Genomic DNA, 16,940 nt, shown 5'->3' with positions numbered 1-16,940 from the left:
CCGCGATCGACTGGCCGTGTCCGAGGACAGGTGCGGTCGGGGATGGTGCCGAGGGCGACCTACACCGTATCGATTCACGTCATCGAGGCAAGCCCACAGCTCAGCCGAGGTATCCCAGACTGCGGATCCGTCCGATCTCGTCACGGAGCTCGCCGTGGGCGGCGTTGTCCGCAGCCCGCCCGCCGGCGATGTAATGGCTCTCCTGCGCCGTGGTGCCGTCGTAGACGACCGTGAACCGGTGTCCGACACCCGCGTTGATGAGACCGCCGAGGAGCGCGACCGGGTCGGAGCGGTCCTCCAGCGACAGCACTCGCGTGGACTCCGGAACCCGCGGCGCTGCCGCGCCAGGAGCACCCACGGTGACCACCTGGTCCACGACGTACGCACCCCCGGCCGCCGCCGCGATCGAGGCCGCCGCGGTGCCGCCGGCCGCGGCGCCGACGAGCATGACGTGGGAGTCGGCCTCGACCGCCGCCTCGATGGTCCTCGACGCGGTGGCGATGTAGTCGGAGAGGTCACCGGAGACGAGCCGCAGGCGCCGGCTGCCGGCGTACGGACCCGGCAGATAGGCGATGTAGCGGCCCGGCGCCGTCTTCTGGACCGCGACACCGGTCTCGGTGGCCTCGAGGGTGCGGATCAGCTCCTCGATGCTGGCCGGGGTGGCGGCGGTGACGTCGCCGGCCGCGGTGTCCTCCTCGGTGGAGGCCAGCGCGCCACCGATGTCGCGCAGTGCGTGCCCGGCGTCGGTCGAGAACGCGTCGATCCCGGCGGCGCGCAGCGCGCCTGCGGTGGCCGCCCCGGCGTCGTCCCCGCGCGGGAAGTCGGCGGTGAGCAGCGAGCGCAGCTCGAGCGACTCGAGCAGCCCGCCGCCGGTGGCGATGTGGTCCATCAGCTCGGGATGACCCTGGGCGAGCTCGCCGAGATAGGCGGTGACGCCCTCACGGTCGAGCGCATCGGTCTCGATCAGGCCGGCGGACAGCAGCGACCCACCGAGCTCGACCTCGGGGGCGAGGTAGTCGAGCGCGTTGGCCGCGATGGCGCCCAGCTTGCTGCGGGCAGCGGCCTGGAGCTCGTCGATCCAGCGGTAGGTCTGTACGGTCGCCCGCACCGAGAGCGCATCGGCCTCGAGCGCCTGGCCGAGTCCGAGGACGCCACCCTTCTCGGAGGTCGCGGCCCGGATCTCCTCCTCGGCCGGCTCCCAGGTCTTCGCGGAGAGCTCGGCGGAGGAGGTGACGTCGTCGTCGGCCAGGATCGCATGCCCGAGCTCGGCCCACTCGCGCAGCTGCGCGCCGGCATCGCCGATGGAGCCGGCCAGGCCGAGGATCTGCTCGTACTTGTCCTCCGGGCCCGCGGGCGGCGGCACCGAGTCGGGGGCGCCACCCGGGAGCGGTCCCAGGCGGTTGATCGGATCGTTGGACGAAGGACTCATCGAGCCACCTCCGCGAGAACAGGGGCAAGGTCTGCGGCGAGCTCGGACGGCTCGACACTGGTGATCAGCAGGGTCAGCTCTCCATCGAGCGACACCGTACGCATCGAACGCCAGCCGTCGTTGACCAGCGTCCAGGAGACCGTGCCGATCAGCGGGTTCTCCGGATCGGCGGTGGTCGCGACGACGGCACGCAGCCGGCCGTGGGCCTCGTTGGACAGCGCCTCGAGGGCCGTCGAGACGACCACGTCGCCCTCGGTCAGCACCGGCACCAGGTCACCGCGCCCGGTGCGCAGCGCCTCGAAGACAGCGTCCGCGGTCGCGAACGGGACCTCCAGCTGCTCGGGCACCGCCGAGGCCAGCAGGGCGGTGTCACTCGGCAGCGTCGCGGTGCGGCCGAGCTCGGTCGACCAGGCCGCCGAGGGATACCAGGAGAGCTCGAAGACGAGCCCGTCCACGGTGGCCAGCGAGGCGGCTGCCTCACCCTTCTGCCGGTGCCAGGCGCGGCCACGGAGGCCGTCGACGACGACATCGAGGTCGATGACCACCTCCGGGGTCGCCAGCAGCCCCAGCGCGCCGGCGATCCCGGCGTCGAGGGTCCCGTCGGCGTCGAGGAGATCGCGGCGCTGCAGCGAGGTGCTGCCCTCGCCGAAGCCGGCGACGGCGCGGGCCAGGGCCTCGGCCTCGGCAGCCGAGCGGGTCTGCCCCAAGCGGGCGTCGAGCCCGTCATCACGGTGCGTCGCGACCTCGAACGGGAGCGGGGCCCCGATGGTCTCGCAGGCATGGGTCAGCTCGGGCAGCGTCAGGCCGACGCGTCGGGGCACACCCGCCCACGGCTCTGTCGGCGCCGCCGGAGCGGGGCCCAGGTCGATCGTGGTCATCGGAAGGTGACCTCCAGCCAGTCCTTGTGGCCCGGCTCAGGGGCCTCGAATCCGTCGAGCTTGTCCTCGGCGAGCAGCGCCTCGGCGCGTGCCTCTGCCTCGGCGATCTGCTCCTTGAACAGGTCGACCTGATTGAGGTGCTTGGCCAGGGCGTCGGCCGCCCGATCATGCTTCTCGGCCGAGCTCCGCAGCGCGGTGGCACGCTCCTTCATCCGCCCACGGAGGGACTCGGCAGCCCGGCCGTGCCAAGGCACCGCCTCGGCCTGCACCACCAGCTTGTCGGCACTCGCGCGGATGTCGCCCGCCTGCTCTCGCAGACTGCTCACCCGACGACGGATCACGTCGCTGTCGCCGTACATATCCCTCCTCGGACAGGTCTCTGTGATGGTCCTACCCCGCTGGAGCGGTTCTAAACGTAAAATCGTGAACTTTCTCAAATTCGCTCGCGACGCCCTATCGCAGGACGGTGGAGAGCCGGTCGAGGCCCTGCTCGATCTCGGCGGCGGAGCCGGCGAAGGAGAGACGTACGAAGCGGTGTCCGTCGACCGGGTCGAAGTCGACGCCGGGAGCCATCGCGACGCCCGTGCGGTCGAGGATCTGGTGGCACCAGGCCATGGTGTCGTCGGTCCAGCGGCTGACGTCGGCGTAGACGTAGAAGGCGCCGTCGGCCGGGGCCATCTCGGTGACCCCGAGGGAACGGAGGCCGTCGAGGAGCACCCCGCGGTTGGTCGCGTAGCGGGTCACGTGACCGTCGAGCTCGGCGTACGCGTCCGGGGTGAACGCCGCCACCGCGGCATGCTGGGCGAGGGTCGGCGGGCAGATGGTGAAGTTGCCGACCAGGACGTCGATCGCGCGTCGCAGGTGGGCGGGCGCGAGCAGCCAGCCGATGCGCCAGCCCGTCATCGAGAAGTACTTCGAGAACGAGCCGAACACGACCGCGTCGCGCGAGGTCTCCCAGGCGCTGCGGCCCCGGCTGCCGTCCCCGCCGTAGGTCAGCCCGTGGTAGATCTCGTCCGAGATCAGCTGGATCCCGGCCTCCTCGCAGTAGCGAGCCAGCGCGGCCAGCTCCTCGGGCAGCAGCATCGTGCCGGTCGGGTTGGCCGGACTGGCGACCACGAGCCCCTTCAGCCCGACGCGCTCGTGCAGCTCCCGCACCTGCTCCACGGTCGGCTGGAAGCGCTCGGCCGCACCTGTCGGGATCTCCACGACCTCGCACCCGAGTGCCGCGAGCACGTTGCGGTAGCAGGGATAGGACGGCCGGGCCATGGCCACCCGGTCCCCGGTGTCGAACGCAGCCAGGAACGACGCCAGGAAGCCGCCGCTCGCGCCCGTGGTCACGATGACGTCCTCGGGGGAGACGTCGATCCCGTGCCATGCCCGATGGTGCCCCGCGATCGCCTGGCGCAGCTCGAGGATCCCCGTCGCCGGCGTATAGCCCAGCGGGTCACCGCTCTGCAGCAGCCGCACCGCCTCGGCGCTGACCGCCTGCGGCGCTCCTGTGGAGGGCTGCCCCGAGGTGAGCGAGATGAGATCGCCGTACGTCCGCTGCCGCTGCGCCGCTCGCTCGAGCATGTCCATCACGTGAAAAGGAGGCACGTTCGCGCGTTGGGCGACAGTCAGACGGTCCATGGGAGCAAACATTAGGATGCAGATCCATAGGTCGGAGGGGGGCCCGGCACACATGAGTTTCGACGTCCACCAGTTCGACCTGTTCGTGCTGATCGGCTCGCTGGTCACGCTCCTGGCGATCCTCGCGGTGCGGATGTCGACGAAGGCGGGGCTCCCGTCGCTGCTGATCTACCTGCTGATGGGCGTCCTGCTCGGTGAGTCGGTGCTCGGGATCCGGTTCGACGATGCCGCGCTCGCGCACGCCGTCGGCTTCGGAGCGTTGGCGCTGATCCTGGCCGAAGGTGGTCTGACGACGTCGTGGAAGGACGTACGTCCCGCCTTCGGGCTCGGGCTGATGCTGGCCACGGTCGGGGTGGTGATCTCGATCGGGATCGTCGCGGTGGGCGCGCACTACCTGCTCGGGCTCTCCTGGCAGCTGGCGTTCCTGCTGGGGGCGGTGACCTCGCCGACCGACGCGGCGGCGGTGTTCTCGGTGCTGCGGGTGGTGCCCCTGCCCAAGAGGCTGACCGGTGTCCTCGAGGCGGAGTCGGGGCTCAACGACGCCCCGACCGTGGTGATCGTGACGCTGATCGCCAGTGGGGCGATCGCTGAGCACCATCCGGTCGTGGTGGCCGGGATCGTGGTCGGCGAGCTGCTGCTGGGCATCGTGGTCGGCCTGCTCGTCGGGTTCGGTGGAGCGTGGCTGATGCGGAGGGCCGCGCTGCCCTCCGCCGGTCTCTATCCGCTGGCGGTGATGACGCTGGCCTTCCTGGCCTACGGCGGAGCGGCGTGGCTGCACGGGTCAGGCTTCGCGGCGATCTACGTGGCCGCACTCCTGCTCGGCAACTCCGACCTGCCCCACCGCGGCGCCACCCGGTCCTTCGCCGAGGGGGTCGCCTGGCTGGCCCAGATCGGGCTCTTCGTGATGCTCGGTCTGCTGTTGTCCCCGGGACGTATCGACCTCCAGACGATCGGCCTCGCGCTCGCCGCCGGCCTGATCCTGACCTTCATCGCCCGGCCCACATCCGTGCTGGTCAGCACGGTGGTCTCCCGGATGACGTGGCGGGAGACCGTGTTCGTCTCCTGGGCGGGGTTGCGTGGCGCGGTGCCGGTCGTGCTCACCACCATCCCCCTGGCCGCGGGTGTCGACGGCGCCGAGGACCTCTTCGACCTGGTCTTCGTGATGGTCGTCGTCTACACGCTGCTGACCGGCCCGACGCTGCCGTGGGTCGCCCGCGTGCTCGGGGTCGCTCGCCCCAACGACCCGCGCTCGCTTGACCTCGACGTGGCGCCGCTGGAGCAGATCGCGGCGGACCTGATCCAGCTCCGGATCCCGCCCGAGTCGCGCCTGCACGGCGTCGAGGTCAGCGAGCTCCGGCTGCCCACGGGGTCGTCGGTGTCGCTGCTGATCCGCGACGGACGGACCCTGGTTCCGGAGGAGACCACGGTCCTCCGTGCCCGTGACGTCGTCCTGGTCGTCGTGCCCCGCCACCAGCGTGAGCTCGCGGAACGGCGCCTCGAGATGGTCAGCCGGAAGGGCCGGCTCGCGGGCTGGCTGCGCTGAGCTGCGGTACGACTTATTCGACCGGAGGGCTGCAGATCGTGGCGTCCGCCTTGGCGGTGACGGTCTTGTCGCCGCCGGTGACCTTGGGGAAGTTCTCGCCGGTCACGACCACGATGCCCGGGATGTCCGACTTGGTCTCCACGATCTTCGCGTCACCGAGCCAGCTCGCGACGAGCGCGGCCGAGGGAGCGTTCTTGTCGGGCGTCCACACCTCGACGGTCTTCAGCTTCGTGCCGCTGGGCGCGTTGCCGGTCCGACCCTTGACGAAGCCCTCATCGACGAGGTCTGTCATCGCCCGGGTGGCGAGACCCGCCCGGGTGCTCGCGTTGAGCACGGTCACGACCACCTGCGACGGATAGACCTCGGAGCCCTTCTTGACCGGGGTGTCGACGCACGGCCCGACTTCGACCTTCTGCGGGAAGGGTGCGGTCATCGCCTTCCATCCCCAGGCGCCGGCCAGAGCGACCGCGGCCGCGAGGACGGCGAGGATGATGAACGTACGAACTCCCGTGAGGGCCGAATCGAGCATGACGCCGAGCCTAACCGCTCGGAACGCGCTAACCGAGGCTGTGCACGCGGGCGTGCAGCACGTTGCGCTGCTGGAGCGCCGCGCGGAGCGCCCGGTGGAGCCCGTCCTCGAGGTAGAGCTCGCCGTTCCACTCCACCACGTGGGCGAAGAGGTCGCCGAAGAACGTCGAGTCCTCGTTGAGCAGAGCCACCAGCTGGAGGGTGTCCTTCGTGGTCACCAGCTCGTCGAGGCGGACCGTCCGAGGAGGCAGCGCAGCCCACCCCTTGGTCGTCAGACCATGGTCAGGGTAGGGGCGAGAATCGCCGACACGCTTGAAGATCACCCTCGTGACTGTATCGCCCCCCGACCAAATCCCAACATAGAGTCCTGGTCATGACGGATGCTGCTGCTCTCTCAGAAGCGGTCGGGCCCGGCTACCAATTCGAGGGTTCCGCCCTCGAGCTCGGGGGCCTGATGGCGGACGCTGAGACGTTGTTGGAGACGCCGATTCGCATTCCTTTGGGGATGCTGAACCGGCATGGGCTGGTCGCCGGGGCGACCGGCACGGGCAAGACGAAGACCCTGCAGCTGCTCGCCGAGCAGCTCTCCGCAGCCGGGGTCCCGGTGTTCGCAGCCGATATCAAAGGCGACCTCTCCGGTCTGTCCGTGCCGGGCGAGTCCAGCGAGAAGCTGACCGCACGGGCGGCATCCGTCGGGCAGGCGTGGCAGGCGCGCGGGTTCCCGGTCGAGTTCTTCGCGCTCGGCGGCGAGGGCACCGGCATCCCGGTCCGGGTTACGGTCGACGCCTTCGGTCCGACGCTCCTCTCCAAGGTCCTCGATCTCAACGAGACCCAGGAGTCCTCGCTCGGTCTCGTCTTCCACTACGCCGAGAAGGCCGGACTGAAGCTGGTCGGCCTCGACGACCTGCGGGCGGTGCTGCAGTGGCTGGTCTCCGACGAGGGCAAGGCCGATCTCAAGGGCCTGGGTGGCCTCTCGTCGGCGACGACGGGGGTGATCCTGCGTACGCTCATCGCCTTCGCCGACCAGGGCGCGGACGAGTTCTTCGGTGAGCCGGCCTTCGCGGTCACGGATTTCGTACGCAACGACGGGGACGCCGGGATCATCTCGCTGTTGGAGCTGCCCAACCTGCAGGACCGGCCGGCGATCTTCTCGACCTTCCTGATGTGGCTGCTCGCCGAGCTCTTCCGGGCGCTGCCCGAGGTCGGTGACGTCGACAAGCCCAAGCTGGTCTTCTTCTTCGACGAGGCGCACCTGCTCTTCAACGACGCCTCCGACGCGTTCCTCGACCAGATCACCAACACGGTCCGGCTGATCCGCTCCAAGGGTGTCGGGGTCTTCTTCGTGACCCAGAAGCCGACCGACGTCCCCGACGACGTGCTCGGTCAGCTCGGCTCGCGCATCCAGCACCAGCTGCGGGTCGCCACGCCCAACGACGCCAAGGCCCTCAAGGCCAGCGTCAACACCTACCCGACCTCCTCCTACGACGACCTCGGCGCGGTCATCCAGACGCTCGGCATCGGCGAGGCGATCGTGACCGTCATGAACGAGCGCGGCGCACCGACGCCGGTCGCCTGGACACGGCTGCGCGCCCCCGAGTCGCTGATGGCTCCCGCGGACGCCGCCGCGATGGAAGCCGCCGTCGCGGCGTCGCCGCTGGCGGCGAAGTACACCGCGTCCGTCGAGGTCGAGTCGGCCGCCGACCAGCTCAAGGCGAAGACGGACGCGGCAGCGGCCGCACGCGCGGCCGAGGCGGAGGAGAAGGCGGCCAAGAAGGCCGCCCCGAAGAAGTCCTCCGGGTCCCGATCGCGGTCGCGTGACGACGACGACTCGATGATCGAGACGGTGGTGAAGTCGACCGCCTTCAAGCAGGCCGCGCGCACCGCCGCGAGGGAGCTCGTCAGGGGAATCTTCAAACGCCGCTGAGGCTCCTCGGTATCTGATTGGCTCGAGCATGGGCAGACTCCTTATCGTCTGCTCATGCCCGACCTTCTCCTCCGGAACGTACGTATCGTTCCGCTCTCACCCCAGGCGACCGTGCCTGCCGGGGTGGTTGACGTTCTCGTCGCCGACGGTGTCGTGTCGGCGGTCGGAGAAGGCCTGTCCCGACCGGAGGGTGTCGAGGCGTACGACGCCGGTGGGCGCTGGCTCGTGCCGGGTCTGTGGGACGCCCACACCCACCTCGGCCAGTGGACGCTGAAGGCCAGCAGGCTGGACCTGCACGGCACCCGTTCCCCCGCTGAGGCGCTGGCGCGGGTCGCCGCGGCCGCGCGCGAGGTCGGGCCGGGTGAGGCGATCGTCGGGATGGGGCACTCGGCCGGCACCTGGGACCGCTGGGGCACCGTCTCCGAGCTCGACTCGGTCACCGGTGGCATCCCCGCGATCCTGGTCAACCACGACTTCCATCACGCCTGGCTGAACACCGCCGCGCTCGACGCCGTGGACCTGCCGCGCCGGGAGGACATGGTGGAAGAGACGGAGTGGTTCGAGACCTATCCGCGGGTTGCGGAGCTCTTCGAGTCCAACGGGAGCACGCCGGCCGCCTACCGACGGATGCTGGCCCGGACCGCCGCACTCGGGGTGGTCGGGATGACCGACTTCGAGGTCGGCATCCGGCTCGACGACTGGCGCTCGCGGTGGGCGGCCGGCTGCGACCTGCTGCGGATCCGGGTCGCGACGTACGCCGACCAGCTCGACGAGGCGATCGCCGAGGGGCTGCGTACGGGGGACCGGCTGCTCCCCGGCGAGGACCGGCTGACGATGGGACCGCTCAAGATCATCAGCGACGGCTCGCTGGGCACGCGCACGGCGTGGTGCTGCGACCCGTACGCCGACGACCCCGACAGCTGCGGAGCGCCGAACCAGTCGCTGGACGAGCTGCAGGGACTCCTGGGGAAGGCGCACGCTGCCGGTCTCGAGGTGGCCACGCACGCGATCGGTGACCGGGCGGTGTCGGAGGCACTGGCGGCGTACGAGACGACGGGGGCGCGCGGAAGCATCGAGCACGCCCAGCTCGTACGTCGCGAGGATCTGCCGCTGATGGCTCGGCTCGGGATCACCGCATCGGTGCAGCCGGCGCACATCCTCGACGACCGCGAGATGACCGAGGATGTCTGGCCGGGGCGAGAGGACCGCTGCTTCGCGACCCGCTGGATGCTCGACGAAGGAGTGCGGGTCGCGCTCGGTTCGGATGCTCCGGTCGCGCCGCTCGATCCGTGGCTGGCCATCGCGGCCGCCGTCGGGCGCTCGCGGGACGGCAAGGAGCCGTGGCACCCGGAGCAGGCGCTCACCGTCCAGGAGGCGTTGGCGGCATCGGTCGACGGTCAGCCCACGGTCGCTCCCGGATCACGCGGCGACCTGGCCGTGCTCGACATCGACCCGCTCCGGGCCTCGGTCGGGGATCTCGCCGCGATCGCTCACGGTGGGGTCGTGCTGACCACGGTCGGCGGCCGGATCGTCCACCGCAGCGCCTAGCCGAACGCCCGGAAATGAGCGAAGGCCCGGCCGTCGTCGGCCGGGCCTTGCGCAACGGGATCGTGGATCCCCGTTCAGCTGCTGGTCACGCGGACCAGCGCACCGAGTCGTCGACGAAGTCGGCGAACACGTGAACACCGCGCAGGTCCTGGCGCTCGTCCATGAGCTTCGTCAGGGCACTGGCGTGACGGAACTTGAGGCTGTGCTGCTTCGCAGCACCGTTGGCCTCAGGCTGGGTGGCGGTGAGTGTTTCCATCGAGGTCCCCCCTACAACGGATAGATGGTGTGCATCGTGGTTTGTCCTGCGCATCAAGCATCCCGCCCGCACGTCGCAAGCAGGTTGTTTGAACGTTACAAGCCGGTTTCGGTAAAAGAAATGGCTGGCGATGCCTGTCGCGGTATCTGCCGAGCGATAGGGCCGAATCTCGCTAGACAAAGACGATGGAGCCTCAGTCGGCGGTGGATCTGAGCGTGTCGACGGCCTGTCGGGCCTGCTCGAGGAGCCGCAGCGCGGCGCTCGCGTCGGGAAGGTTCGGCTCCGGCGACCAGAGCTGGTCGGCATCGCTGATCGGATCGGCGCCGTCGATGATCGGGTCGAGGTCGGTCACCAGCGCGCCCTTCGACGGGTCGCCGGCGAGCGAGGCGCGGATCGCCTCGCCGTCGATCGGGGCCGCCGAGCCGATCAGCGTGGCATTGCCGAACCTCGCTCCCGCGAGCGCGGATCCCTGCACGATCATCGCGACATGCCCGAAGACCGTACGCAACGTCGCGAGCTCACGACGGGTGAAGAGCAGCTCGGGACCGGCGACGGAGTTCAGCACGAGCCGACCCTCCTCGCGCAGCGCGTCGCGTGCCGCGGTCATGCACTCGCGCGAGGTGAACGCCGGCGGAATCCGGTTGCCGACGAAGATGTCGATGACGATGGCATCGTGCTCCGAACCCGGGTGAGCCTCGAGCCACGAGCGTGCCTCGGCGGTCGCCATGGTGATCCCCGGCGGAAGCGGGAACCGCGACCTGGTCAGCTCGACCAGCGCAGGCTCGATCTCCACGACCGTCTGCGTGGTCGCAGGCCATCGGTGGGCAACCGCACGGGGGAGAGCGAGCAGCGCCCCGCCCAGGTGGGCCACGCTGCCGGGTGCACGGTCCCCGAGTGCAGCCAGCATCCACCGGATCGAGGCGAGCTTCGGCGGGTGCGCCGGATCCTCCCCGAGGTGGGACTGAGCGACGCCGTCGATCTGGATCGCCCAGCCGTCCTCCTTGCGTACGAGATCGGCGGTGCTGCCGTCCGAGAAGACGATGCGCTCAAGGCTCGCTGATGGCCCGGAGGGTGTTGACATACGTCGATCCTGCCAGACACCATCGCGCCCGAGCCGGGACATTCCGGTAGCCTTCTGGCGTTGTTGGTCAGCGCCGAAAATACTCGGACATCGGGCGTGAGGGAGTTCTTGCGGTGGAGATATGGGAGGTCGCCGAAAATGACGACCGGATCGAGGGTCTCACCGCCGACGGAAAGCCGGATCCGGCCTACGCTGCCTCGCTCGGTCTGAAGGACGCGCCGCTGGGCCGTCGTGCGGTCGCCGCCGCCGTCGACATCGTCTGCTACCTGCTCCTGCAGGTCCCCTACCTGGTCTTCACGCTCCCGCTGCTGCTGAAGCTCGCGCAGGGCAAGTTCGGCTTCGCCCGGTTCCTGAGCCACCCCGACTTCATGCTGGCGGCGATCGCGGGCGGCGCCACGGTGCTGCTGAGCCTGATCTTCGTCATCGTCCAGATCGTCTTCCACGGCCGTCGCGGGGTCACGCTGGGCAAGTCCGTCGCCGGAGTCCGCTCGATCAACGTCAAGACGCTCGAGCGGCCGGGCGTCGGCCGCGCCTTCCTCCGCGCGCTGGTGCTCTGGGGCTCCGGGATCATCCCGATCGCGCCGATCGTCTTCCTCGCCTCGCCGCTGTTCGACAAGGAGCAGCGGAGCCGCGGTTGGCACGACAAGGTCGCCGAGACCTGGATGGTCGACGTCCGCGAGGGCCTCGACCCCTACGACGAGAAGCGGATGCGCATCGCCCGCAAGACGGTCGCGGCCGCGCCCGTCGCACAGCGGAAGTCGCTGCCTTCACTCACCACCCCCAGCGACGACGACTCCGGCAGCTACCGGCCCTCGGGGCGGGTCAGCGCCGGCGTGCTCGGCGTCTCCCGCCCGAAGCCGAGGCACGACGAGGCGGGTGCCTCTCCTGGTGGCGCGCTCGCGACCCCGCCGTCGGGCCCCGTGGCCCCGAAGCCGGTCACCCCGGCGATCCCGCCCTCGCGCGCGGTGACCCCGAACCAGAGCCAGGCGGTGCCCCCGCCGCCTCCGACGCCGACCCCCACGCCGTACCCGACGCCGGCTCCGGCTCCGACTCCGACGCCTCACCCGACGCCCACGCCGTACCCGACCCCGGCCCCGGCCCCGGCCCCGGCCCCGGCGCCGGCGCCGCACGTGACCCCGGCTCCGACGCCGCACCCGACCCCTCAGCCCACGTCCGGCGGTCAGCCTCCGCGCGAGCGGGGCATCATGCTCAAGGTCGACTCCGGCGAGCGGATCCCGGTGACCGGCCTGGTGCTCGTCGGCCGCGACCCGGCTCTGACGGAGAACACGCTGGGCGCGCGTACGGTCTCGATCATCGACGTGTCGGTCTCGAAGACCCACCTCTCGCTGCGCCCCAGCGGGGACGGCGTCGAGGTCACCGACCGTGGCTCGACCAACGGCACCGTGGTGATCCACGAGGGTGCCACCCGACGGCTGAACGCGTGGGAGCCGGTGCTGGCACCGGTCGGCGCGATGATCCGGTTCGGCGACCGCTCGGCCCTGGTGCGTCGCGGGTGACCGCCGCCCCGCCGGCGGCATCTGGCTGCATTGACTTTTGGCACGTTGACGAGGGGAACGAAGGATGAAGGTCAAGCTCACTCTGCACCGGCCGGGTGTCGCGCCTGCGGATGTGATCGTCACCGCCGACTCCACGGCCACCGCTGGAGACGTCGCTCGGCACATCGCCGACGCGGACCCGGCGCGCTCCGTGATCGCCGGTGAGCAGGACATCTTGACCCTGGCCGTCGCCCCGCCGACCGCCGACCGGATGGAGCCGCTCGAGCCCGACGTACCCATCGGCGATGCGCCGATCGGGTCCGGGTTCGCGGCCGCGGTCGTCAACCTGGGCCCCGACAACGAGCAGACCGGCTCCCGGCGCAAGAGCGTCGGTGTGCTCCGGGCGATCGACGGTCCGGTGCGGGGACAGGCGTTCCCGCTGACCACCGGCCACGCCTCGATCGGTCGCGGTCCCGAGAACGAGATCGTGCTCGCCGACCCGATGGTCTCGAAGCGTCACGCCCGCATCGAGGTGGACCGCTCAGTCGAGCTCGTCGACCTCAACTCGGCCAACGGCGTCGTCGTCGACGGCACCCAGGTCTCCCGCGTACGTCTGGCGCCGGACACGCCGGTCGTCATCGGTGGCACCACGCTGGTCATGCAGCTCTCGGCCGACTTCCTCTCCGCCGTCGAGGACCCGGTGCTCGAGCGCGGTGGCGGCCTGCTCTTCAACCGCAGCCCGCGGGTCGACGTCCGCTACCCCGGCACCGAGCACCCGCCGCCGTGGATGCCCACGGAGATGCAGAAGAAGCTGTTCCCGTGGTTCGTGCTGATCGCGCCGATCATCATGGCGCTCTCGATCTACGCGATGACCGGCCGTGCCCGCGCGCTGCTGCTGGTCGTGATGACCCCGATGATGGCGGTCGGCAACTACATCAACCAGCACCGCCAGGCCGGCGCGAAGCAGGACCACGAGATCGAGCTCTTCGAGCGGCAGTTCGAGAAGCTGGAAGAGGTCTTCTACCGCAGCAAGCCCGAGGAGGAGCTCGCTCGCAACGAGGAGGTCCCGGCGGTCGCCGAGGTCTTCGAGCAGGCGATGCAGCTCGGTCCGCGGCTGTGGACCAGGCGTCCCGAGCACTGGAACTTCCTGGCCGTACGTCTCGGCACCACTCGCGCGCTGTCGCGCAACTCGATCGCGGAGCGTGACACCCAGAACGGCCTGCCCGAGTTCATCGAGCGGATCGACCGGCTGAAGGAGCGCTACAAGTACGTCGACGACGTACCGCTGCTGGAGTCGCTCCCCGCGGTGGGCTCTGTCGGTGTCGCCGGCCCGGCCGGCCCGGCCGCCGACGCGATGCGCGGACTCGCGGTGCAGCTCTTCGGTCTGCACGCGCCCAACGAGGTCGTCACCGTCGCCTTCGCCGACCCGGACTGGGTCGAGGAGTTCGAGTGGCTCAAGTGGCTGCCGCACACCACCTCGGAGACCAACCGGTTCAAGGACATGCCGCTGGCCGACTCCGCGCCGACGGCCAACGCACTGCTCAGCGCGCTGGAGGAATACATCATGCGCGCCGGCCGGACCGCTGAGCACCGCGGCCCGTTCCCGGAGAAGTGGAACCCGATGCAGTTCGGGACCGACGTCGCCCGGGCCGGGGAGGAGACCAACGCGCGGGTGCAGGTCTCCATCATCGTCTTCGTCACCAACGACGCTCCGGTCGACCGGGCCCGTCTGGTCCAGGTCCTCGAGCGCGGTGCCGATGTCGGCGTACACGCGGTCTTCATGTCCTCCACCGTCGAGGCCCTGCCGGCGGTGTGCCGCAGCTTCCTGGACGTGAGCAACGGCCTGGAGCGCGCCACCGTCGGGCTCGTCCGCAACGGCGACCTCTACGAGGGCGTGACCGTCGAGGGTGTCTCCAACGCCTACATGGACATGTTCGCCAAGCGGCTCGCGCCGGTGGTGGACGCCAGCACCGTCGTCCACGACTCCTCCGACCTCCCCAACTCGGTCGGCTTCCTGTCGCTGGTCGGCAACGAGGTGGCCGAGGACCCGCACTCCGTGGTGGAGCGCTGGCGGCAGAACAACTCGATCATCGACCGCTCCGACCGGCCGCGGCCGCGGCTGAAGAAGGCGGGCAACCTGCGCGCCATCATCGGCCAGGGAGCCTCGGACGCGATGACGCTGGACCTGCGTACGCAGGGCCCGCACGCCCTCGTCGGCGGCACCACAGGTGCCGGTAAGTCCGAGTTCCTGCAGGCGTGGGTGCTCGGGATCGCCTCGGCCCACTCGCCCGACCGGGTGACGTTCCTCTTCGTCGACTACAAGGGCGGCTCGGCCTTCGCCGACTGCATCGAGCTGCCGCACTGCGTCGGTCTGGTGACCGACCTGAGCCCGCACCTCGTACGCCGTGCGCTGACCAGCCTCAAGGCCGAGCTGCACTACCGCGAGCACCTGTTCAACCGGAAGAAGGCCAAGGACCTCCTCGAGCTGGAGAAGCGACAGGACCCGGAGTGCCCGCCCGCGCTGGTGCTCGTCATCGACGAGTTCGCGGCACTGGCCGGTGAGGTGCCGGAGTTCGTCGACGGCGTCGTCGACATCGCCCAGCGAGGTCGTTCGCTGGGTATCCACCTGATCATGGCGACCCAGCGCCCGGCGGGTGTCATCAAGGACAACCTGCGGGCCAACACCAACCTCCGCGTCGCCCTGCGTATGGCCGACGAGACCGACTCCAAGGACGTCGTCGACGACCCGATCGCCGGGACCTTCCCGCCGTCCCTGCCGGGCCGTGGGATCGCGAAGACCGGACCGGGTCGCCTGACCCCGTTCCAGTCCGCGTACGCCGGCGGCTGGACGCGCAACGACGAGGTCGTCACCGCCGACGTGAAGGTGGCCGAGCTCAAGTTCGGTTCGATCACGGAGTGGGAGCCGGAGCGCCCGCCGGAGAGCGACTCGCACGACGAGGACCTCGGCCCCAACGACCAGAAGCGGATCGTGGCCAACCTGATCAAGGCCTCTGCCACCGCTGGGCTGATGACTCCGCGGCGGCCGTGGCTCGATGACCTGGCGTCCGTGGTCGACATGCGCGACCTGCCGCTGGAGGGTGACGGACAGATCCTGCTGGGTCTTGCCGACCTCCCGGAGCGCCAGCAGCAGAACGCGATCTACTTCGCTCCAGACCGCGACGGCTCGCTGCTCATCTTCGGCTCGTCCGGGTCGGGTAAGTCGACCCTGCTGAAGACGATCGCGACCGCCGCCGGCGCCCGTCCGGAGCTCGGTCGGGTCCAGGTCTACGGCCTCGACTTCGCCTCCGGCGCGCTGGGCGCGATCGAGCGTCTCCCGCACGTCGGCTCGATCATTGACGGCGACGACGCCGAGCGTCTGCAGCGGCTGATGCGCACGCTCGAGCGGGAGATGGACCGCCGCTCGGAGCTGTTCTCCAAGGCCGCGGCCGCCAACCTCACCGAATACCGTGAGATCGCCGACCAGTCGATGCCGCGCATCCTGCTCCTGATCGACAACTACCCCGAGTTCAAGAAGGAGTGGGAGATCGCCGCCGGTCGGGCGCCGTTCTACCAGTCCTTCATGCGGGTCCTCGGCGAGGGCCGCCCGCTCGGCATCCACGCGGTGATCACCGCCGACCGGTCCGGGTCCGTCCCGACGGCCGTCTTCGCGAACATCCCGCGCCGTGTCGTCATGCGGCTCTCCGACCCGAGCCAGTACGTCCTGGTCGGAGCACCCAAGGACGTACTCAACGAGCAGTCGGTGCCCGGCCGCGCCGTCGTCGACAAGGCCGAGGTGCAGCTCGCCGTTCTCGGTGGGACGACCAACGTCGCCGAGCAGACCAAGGCCCTCGACGAGCTGGTCTCGCAGCTGCGTGCTCTGGGTGTTCCCGAGGTCGGCGAGATCGGTGCCCTGCCGACGAAGATCTCCAGCCGGTCGCTTCCCGCGCAGGTCAACGGTCAGCCCGTCTTCGGTATCGCCGACGACACCCTGGCGCCGCGCGGCTTCGACCCGATCGGCTCGTTCATCGTCACCGGCCCGCCGCAGTCGGGCAAGACCAACGTACTCAAGGCGCTCGTCGAGTCCATGGAACGCTTCGACCCCGAGGTGAAGCTGTTCCACCTCGGCAGCCGTCGTGCCATGCTCGGCGACTTCCGTCCCTGGGTACGCAGCGCCACCCGCCCCGACGACGAGAAGGCGCTCGTCACCGAGCTCGCCGAGATCGTCGCCGACGAGTCCTTCCCCGGCCGCATCATGATCGTCGCCGAGGACATGACCCACCTGGCCGACGGTCCCGCCGACCGCCCGATGCGCGCCCTGCTGCAGGCGATCAACAACTCCGACCACCTCTTCGTCGGCGACGCCGACGTCACTCGAGCCGGCGGCGGCTCGGGCGTCATGGGTGAGTGGAAGGCCGCTCGTCAGGGCATCGTGCTCAAGCCGGACACCTACGACGGCGACACGCTGTTCAAGGTTCCGTTCGGCAAGCTCAAGCGCACCGACTTCCCCGCGGGCCGTGGAATCTTCGTCCAGGCAGGTCGCACGGTGACCATGCAGATGCCCCTGGCGAGCGACGCCGAGGGCTCTGCATGAACGTCTGCATAAATCGGACAACGAAGCTGCTTTTACC

Annotated in this window: 13 protein-coding genes; 5 read left to right on the top strand and 8 right to left on the bottom strand. The window is 70.1% G+C overall.

From position 1 onward, the window contains the following. Nucleotides 1–100 precede the first annotated feature (100 nt). The 4 genes from ABTX24_RS24825 to ABTX24_RS24810 form a co-directional block, all read right to left on the bottom strand. Entirely contained in the window at nt 101–1,429 is a 1,329-nt protein-coding gene (locus ABTX24_RS24825; RefSeq protein WP_160025827.1) for a hypothetical protein, read from the bottom strand. After that, nucleotides 1,426–2,307, bottom strand: a complete 882-nt coding sequence (locus tag ABTX24_RS24820; protein ID WP_160025826.1) for a hypothetical protein — start codon at nt 2,305–2,307, stop codon at nt 1,426–1,428. Before ABTX24_RS24820 ends, ABTX24_RS24825 begins: the two co-directional genes overlap by 4 nt. Continuing rightward, nucleotides 2,304–2,633, bottom strand: coding sequence for a hypothetical protein (locus ABTX24_RS24815; protein WP_350843389.1), 330 nt, complete (start codon nt 2,631–2,633; stop codon nt 2,304–2,306). The genes ABTX24_RS24820 and ABTX24_RS24815 overlap by 4 nt, the downstream gene beginning before the upstream one ends. A gap of 127 nt (nt 2,634–2,760) precedes the next feature. Beyond that, on the bottom strand, nt 2,761–3,936 hold the full coding sequence (locus ABTX24_RS24810) for a pyridoxal phosphate-dependent aminotransferase (protein WP_350843387.1): 1,176 nt from the start codon (nt 3,934–3,936) through the stop codon (nt 2,761–2,763). 52 nt (nt 3,937–3,988) lie between these two features. Here ABTX24_RS24810 and ABTX24_RS24805 point away from each other — a divergent pair, with 52 nt between their 5' ends. After that, the gene (locus ABTX24_RS24805) at nt 3,989–5,479 is read left to right on the top strand and encodes a potassium/proton antiporter (RefSeq protein ID WP_201451162.1); all 1,491 of its coding nucleotides are present in this window, start codon (nt 3,989–3,991) and stop codon (nt 5,477–5,479) included. A gap of 13 nt (nt 5,480–5,492) precedes the next feature. Here ABTX24_RS24805 and ABTX24_RS24800 read toward each other — a convergent pair whose 3' ends face one another. Both ABTX24_RS24800 and ABTX24_RS24795 read right to left on the bottom strand, forming a co-directional pair. Next, nucleotides 5,493–6,008: a LytR C-terminal domain-containing protein gene (locus ABTX24_RS24800; RefSeq protein WP_160025822.1), complete on the bottom strand. Its 516-nt coding sequence runs from the start codon at nt 6,006–6,008 to the stop codon at nt 5,493–5,495. Between the two features lie 28 nt (nt 6,009–6,036). Then, nucleotides 6,037–6,330 (bottom strand): type II toxin-antitoxin system VapB family antitoxin, encoded by a 294-nt coding sequence (locus ABTX24_RS24795; protein WP_045551249.1) that lies wholly within the window; start codon nt 6,328–6,330, stop codon nt 6,037–6,039. Nucleotides 6,331–6,380: 50 nt separating this feature from the next. Here ABTX24_RS24795 and ABTX24_RS24790 point away from each other — a divergent pair, with 50 nt between their 5' ends. Both ABTX24_RS24790 and ABTX24_RS24785 read left to right on the top strand, forming a co-directional pair. Continuing rightward, nucleotides 6,381–7,931 carry a helicase HerA-like domain-containing protein gene (locus ABTX24_RS24790; RefSeq protein ID WP_160025821.1) on the top strand — a complete coding sequence of 517 codons (1,551 nt, stop codon included), beginning with the start codon at nt 6,381–6,383 and terminating at the stop codon, nt 7,929–7,931. Nucleotides 7,932–7,985: 54 nt separating this feature from the next. Then, nucleotides 7,986–9,479 (top strand): amidohydrolase, encoded by a 1,494-nt coding sequence (locus ABTX24_RS24785; protein ID WP_350843385.1) that lies wholly within the window; start codon nt 7,986–7,988, stop codon nt 9,477–9,479. Between the two features lie 85 nt (nt 9,480–9,564). Here the strand turns inward: ABTX24_RS24785 and ABTX24_RS24780 are convergent, their stop codons facing one another. Both ABTX24_RS24780 and ABTX24_RS24775 read right to left on the bottom strand, forming a co-directional pair. After that, nucleotides 9,565–9,735, bottom strand: a complete 171-nt coding sequence (locus ABTX24_RS24780) for a hypothetical protein (RefSeq protein WP_201451161.1) — start codon at nt 9,733–9,735, stop codon at nt 9,565–9,567. 193 nt (nt 9,736–9,928) lie between these two features. Next, entirely contained in the window at nt 9,929–10,816 is an 888-nt protein-coding gene (locus ABTX24_RS24775; protein ID WP_350843383.1) for a spermidine synthase, read from the bottom strand. A 113-nt stretch (nt 10,817–10,929) separates the two neighbouring features. Here ABTX24_RS24775 and ABTX24_RS24770 point away from each other — a divergent pair, with 113 nt between their 5' ends. Both ABTX24_RS24770 and ABTX24_RS24765 read left to right on the top strand, forming a co-directional pair. Then, the gene (locus tag ABTX24_RS24770) at nt 10,930–12,333 is read left to right on the top strand and encodes an RDD family protein (RefSeq protein ID WP_350843381.1); all 1,404 of its coding nucleotides are present in this window, start codon (nt 10,930–10,932) and stop codon (nt 12,331–12,333) included. A 64-nt stretch (nt 12,334–12,397) separates the two neighbouring features. Further along, nucleotides 12,398–16,903, top strand: a complete 4,506-nt coding sequence (locus ABTX24_RS24765; protein WP_160025817.1) for a type VII secretion EssC family protein — start codon at nt 12,398–12,400, stop codon at nt 16,901–16,903. Nucleotides 16,904–16,940: the final 37 nt, after the last annotated feature.

Origin of the sequence: Nocardioides sp. NPDC127514, from assembly GCF_040302125.1 — a bacterium.
Taxonomy (GTDB): domain Bacteria; phylum Actinomycetota; class Actinomycetes; order Propionibacteriales; family Nocardioidaceae; genus Nocardioides.
This window is presented reverse-complemented; position numbering and strand designations above follow the sequence as displayed.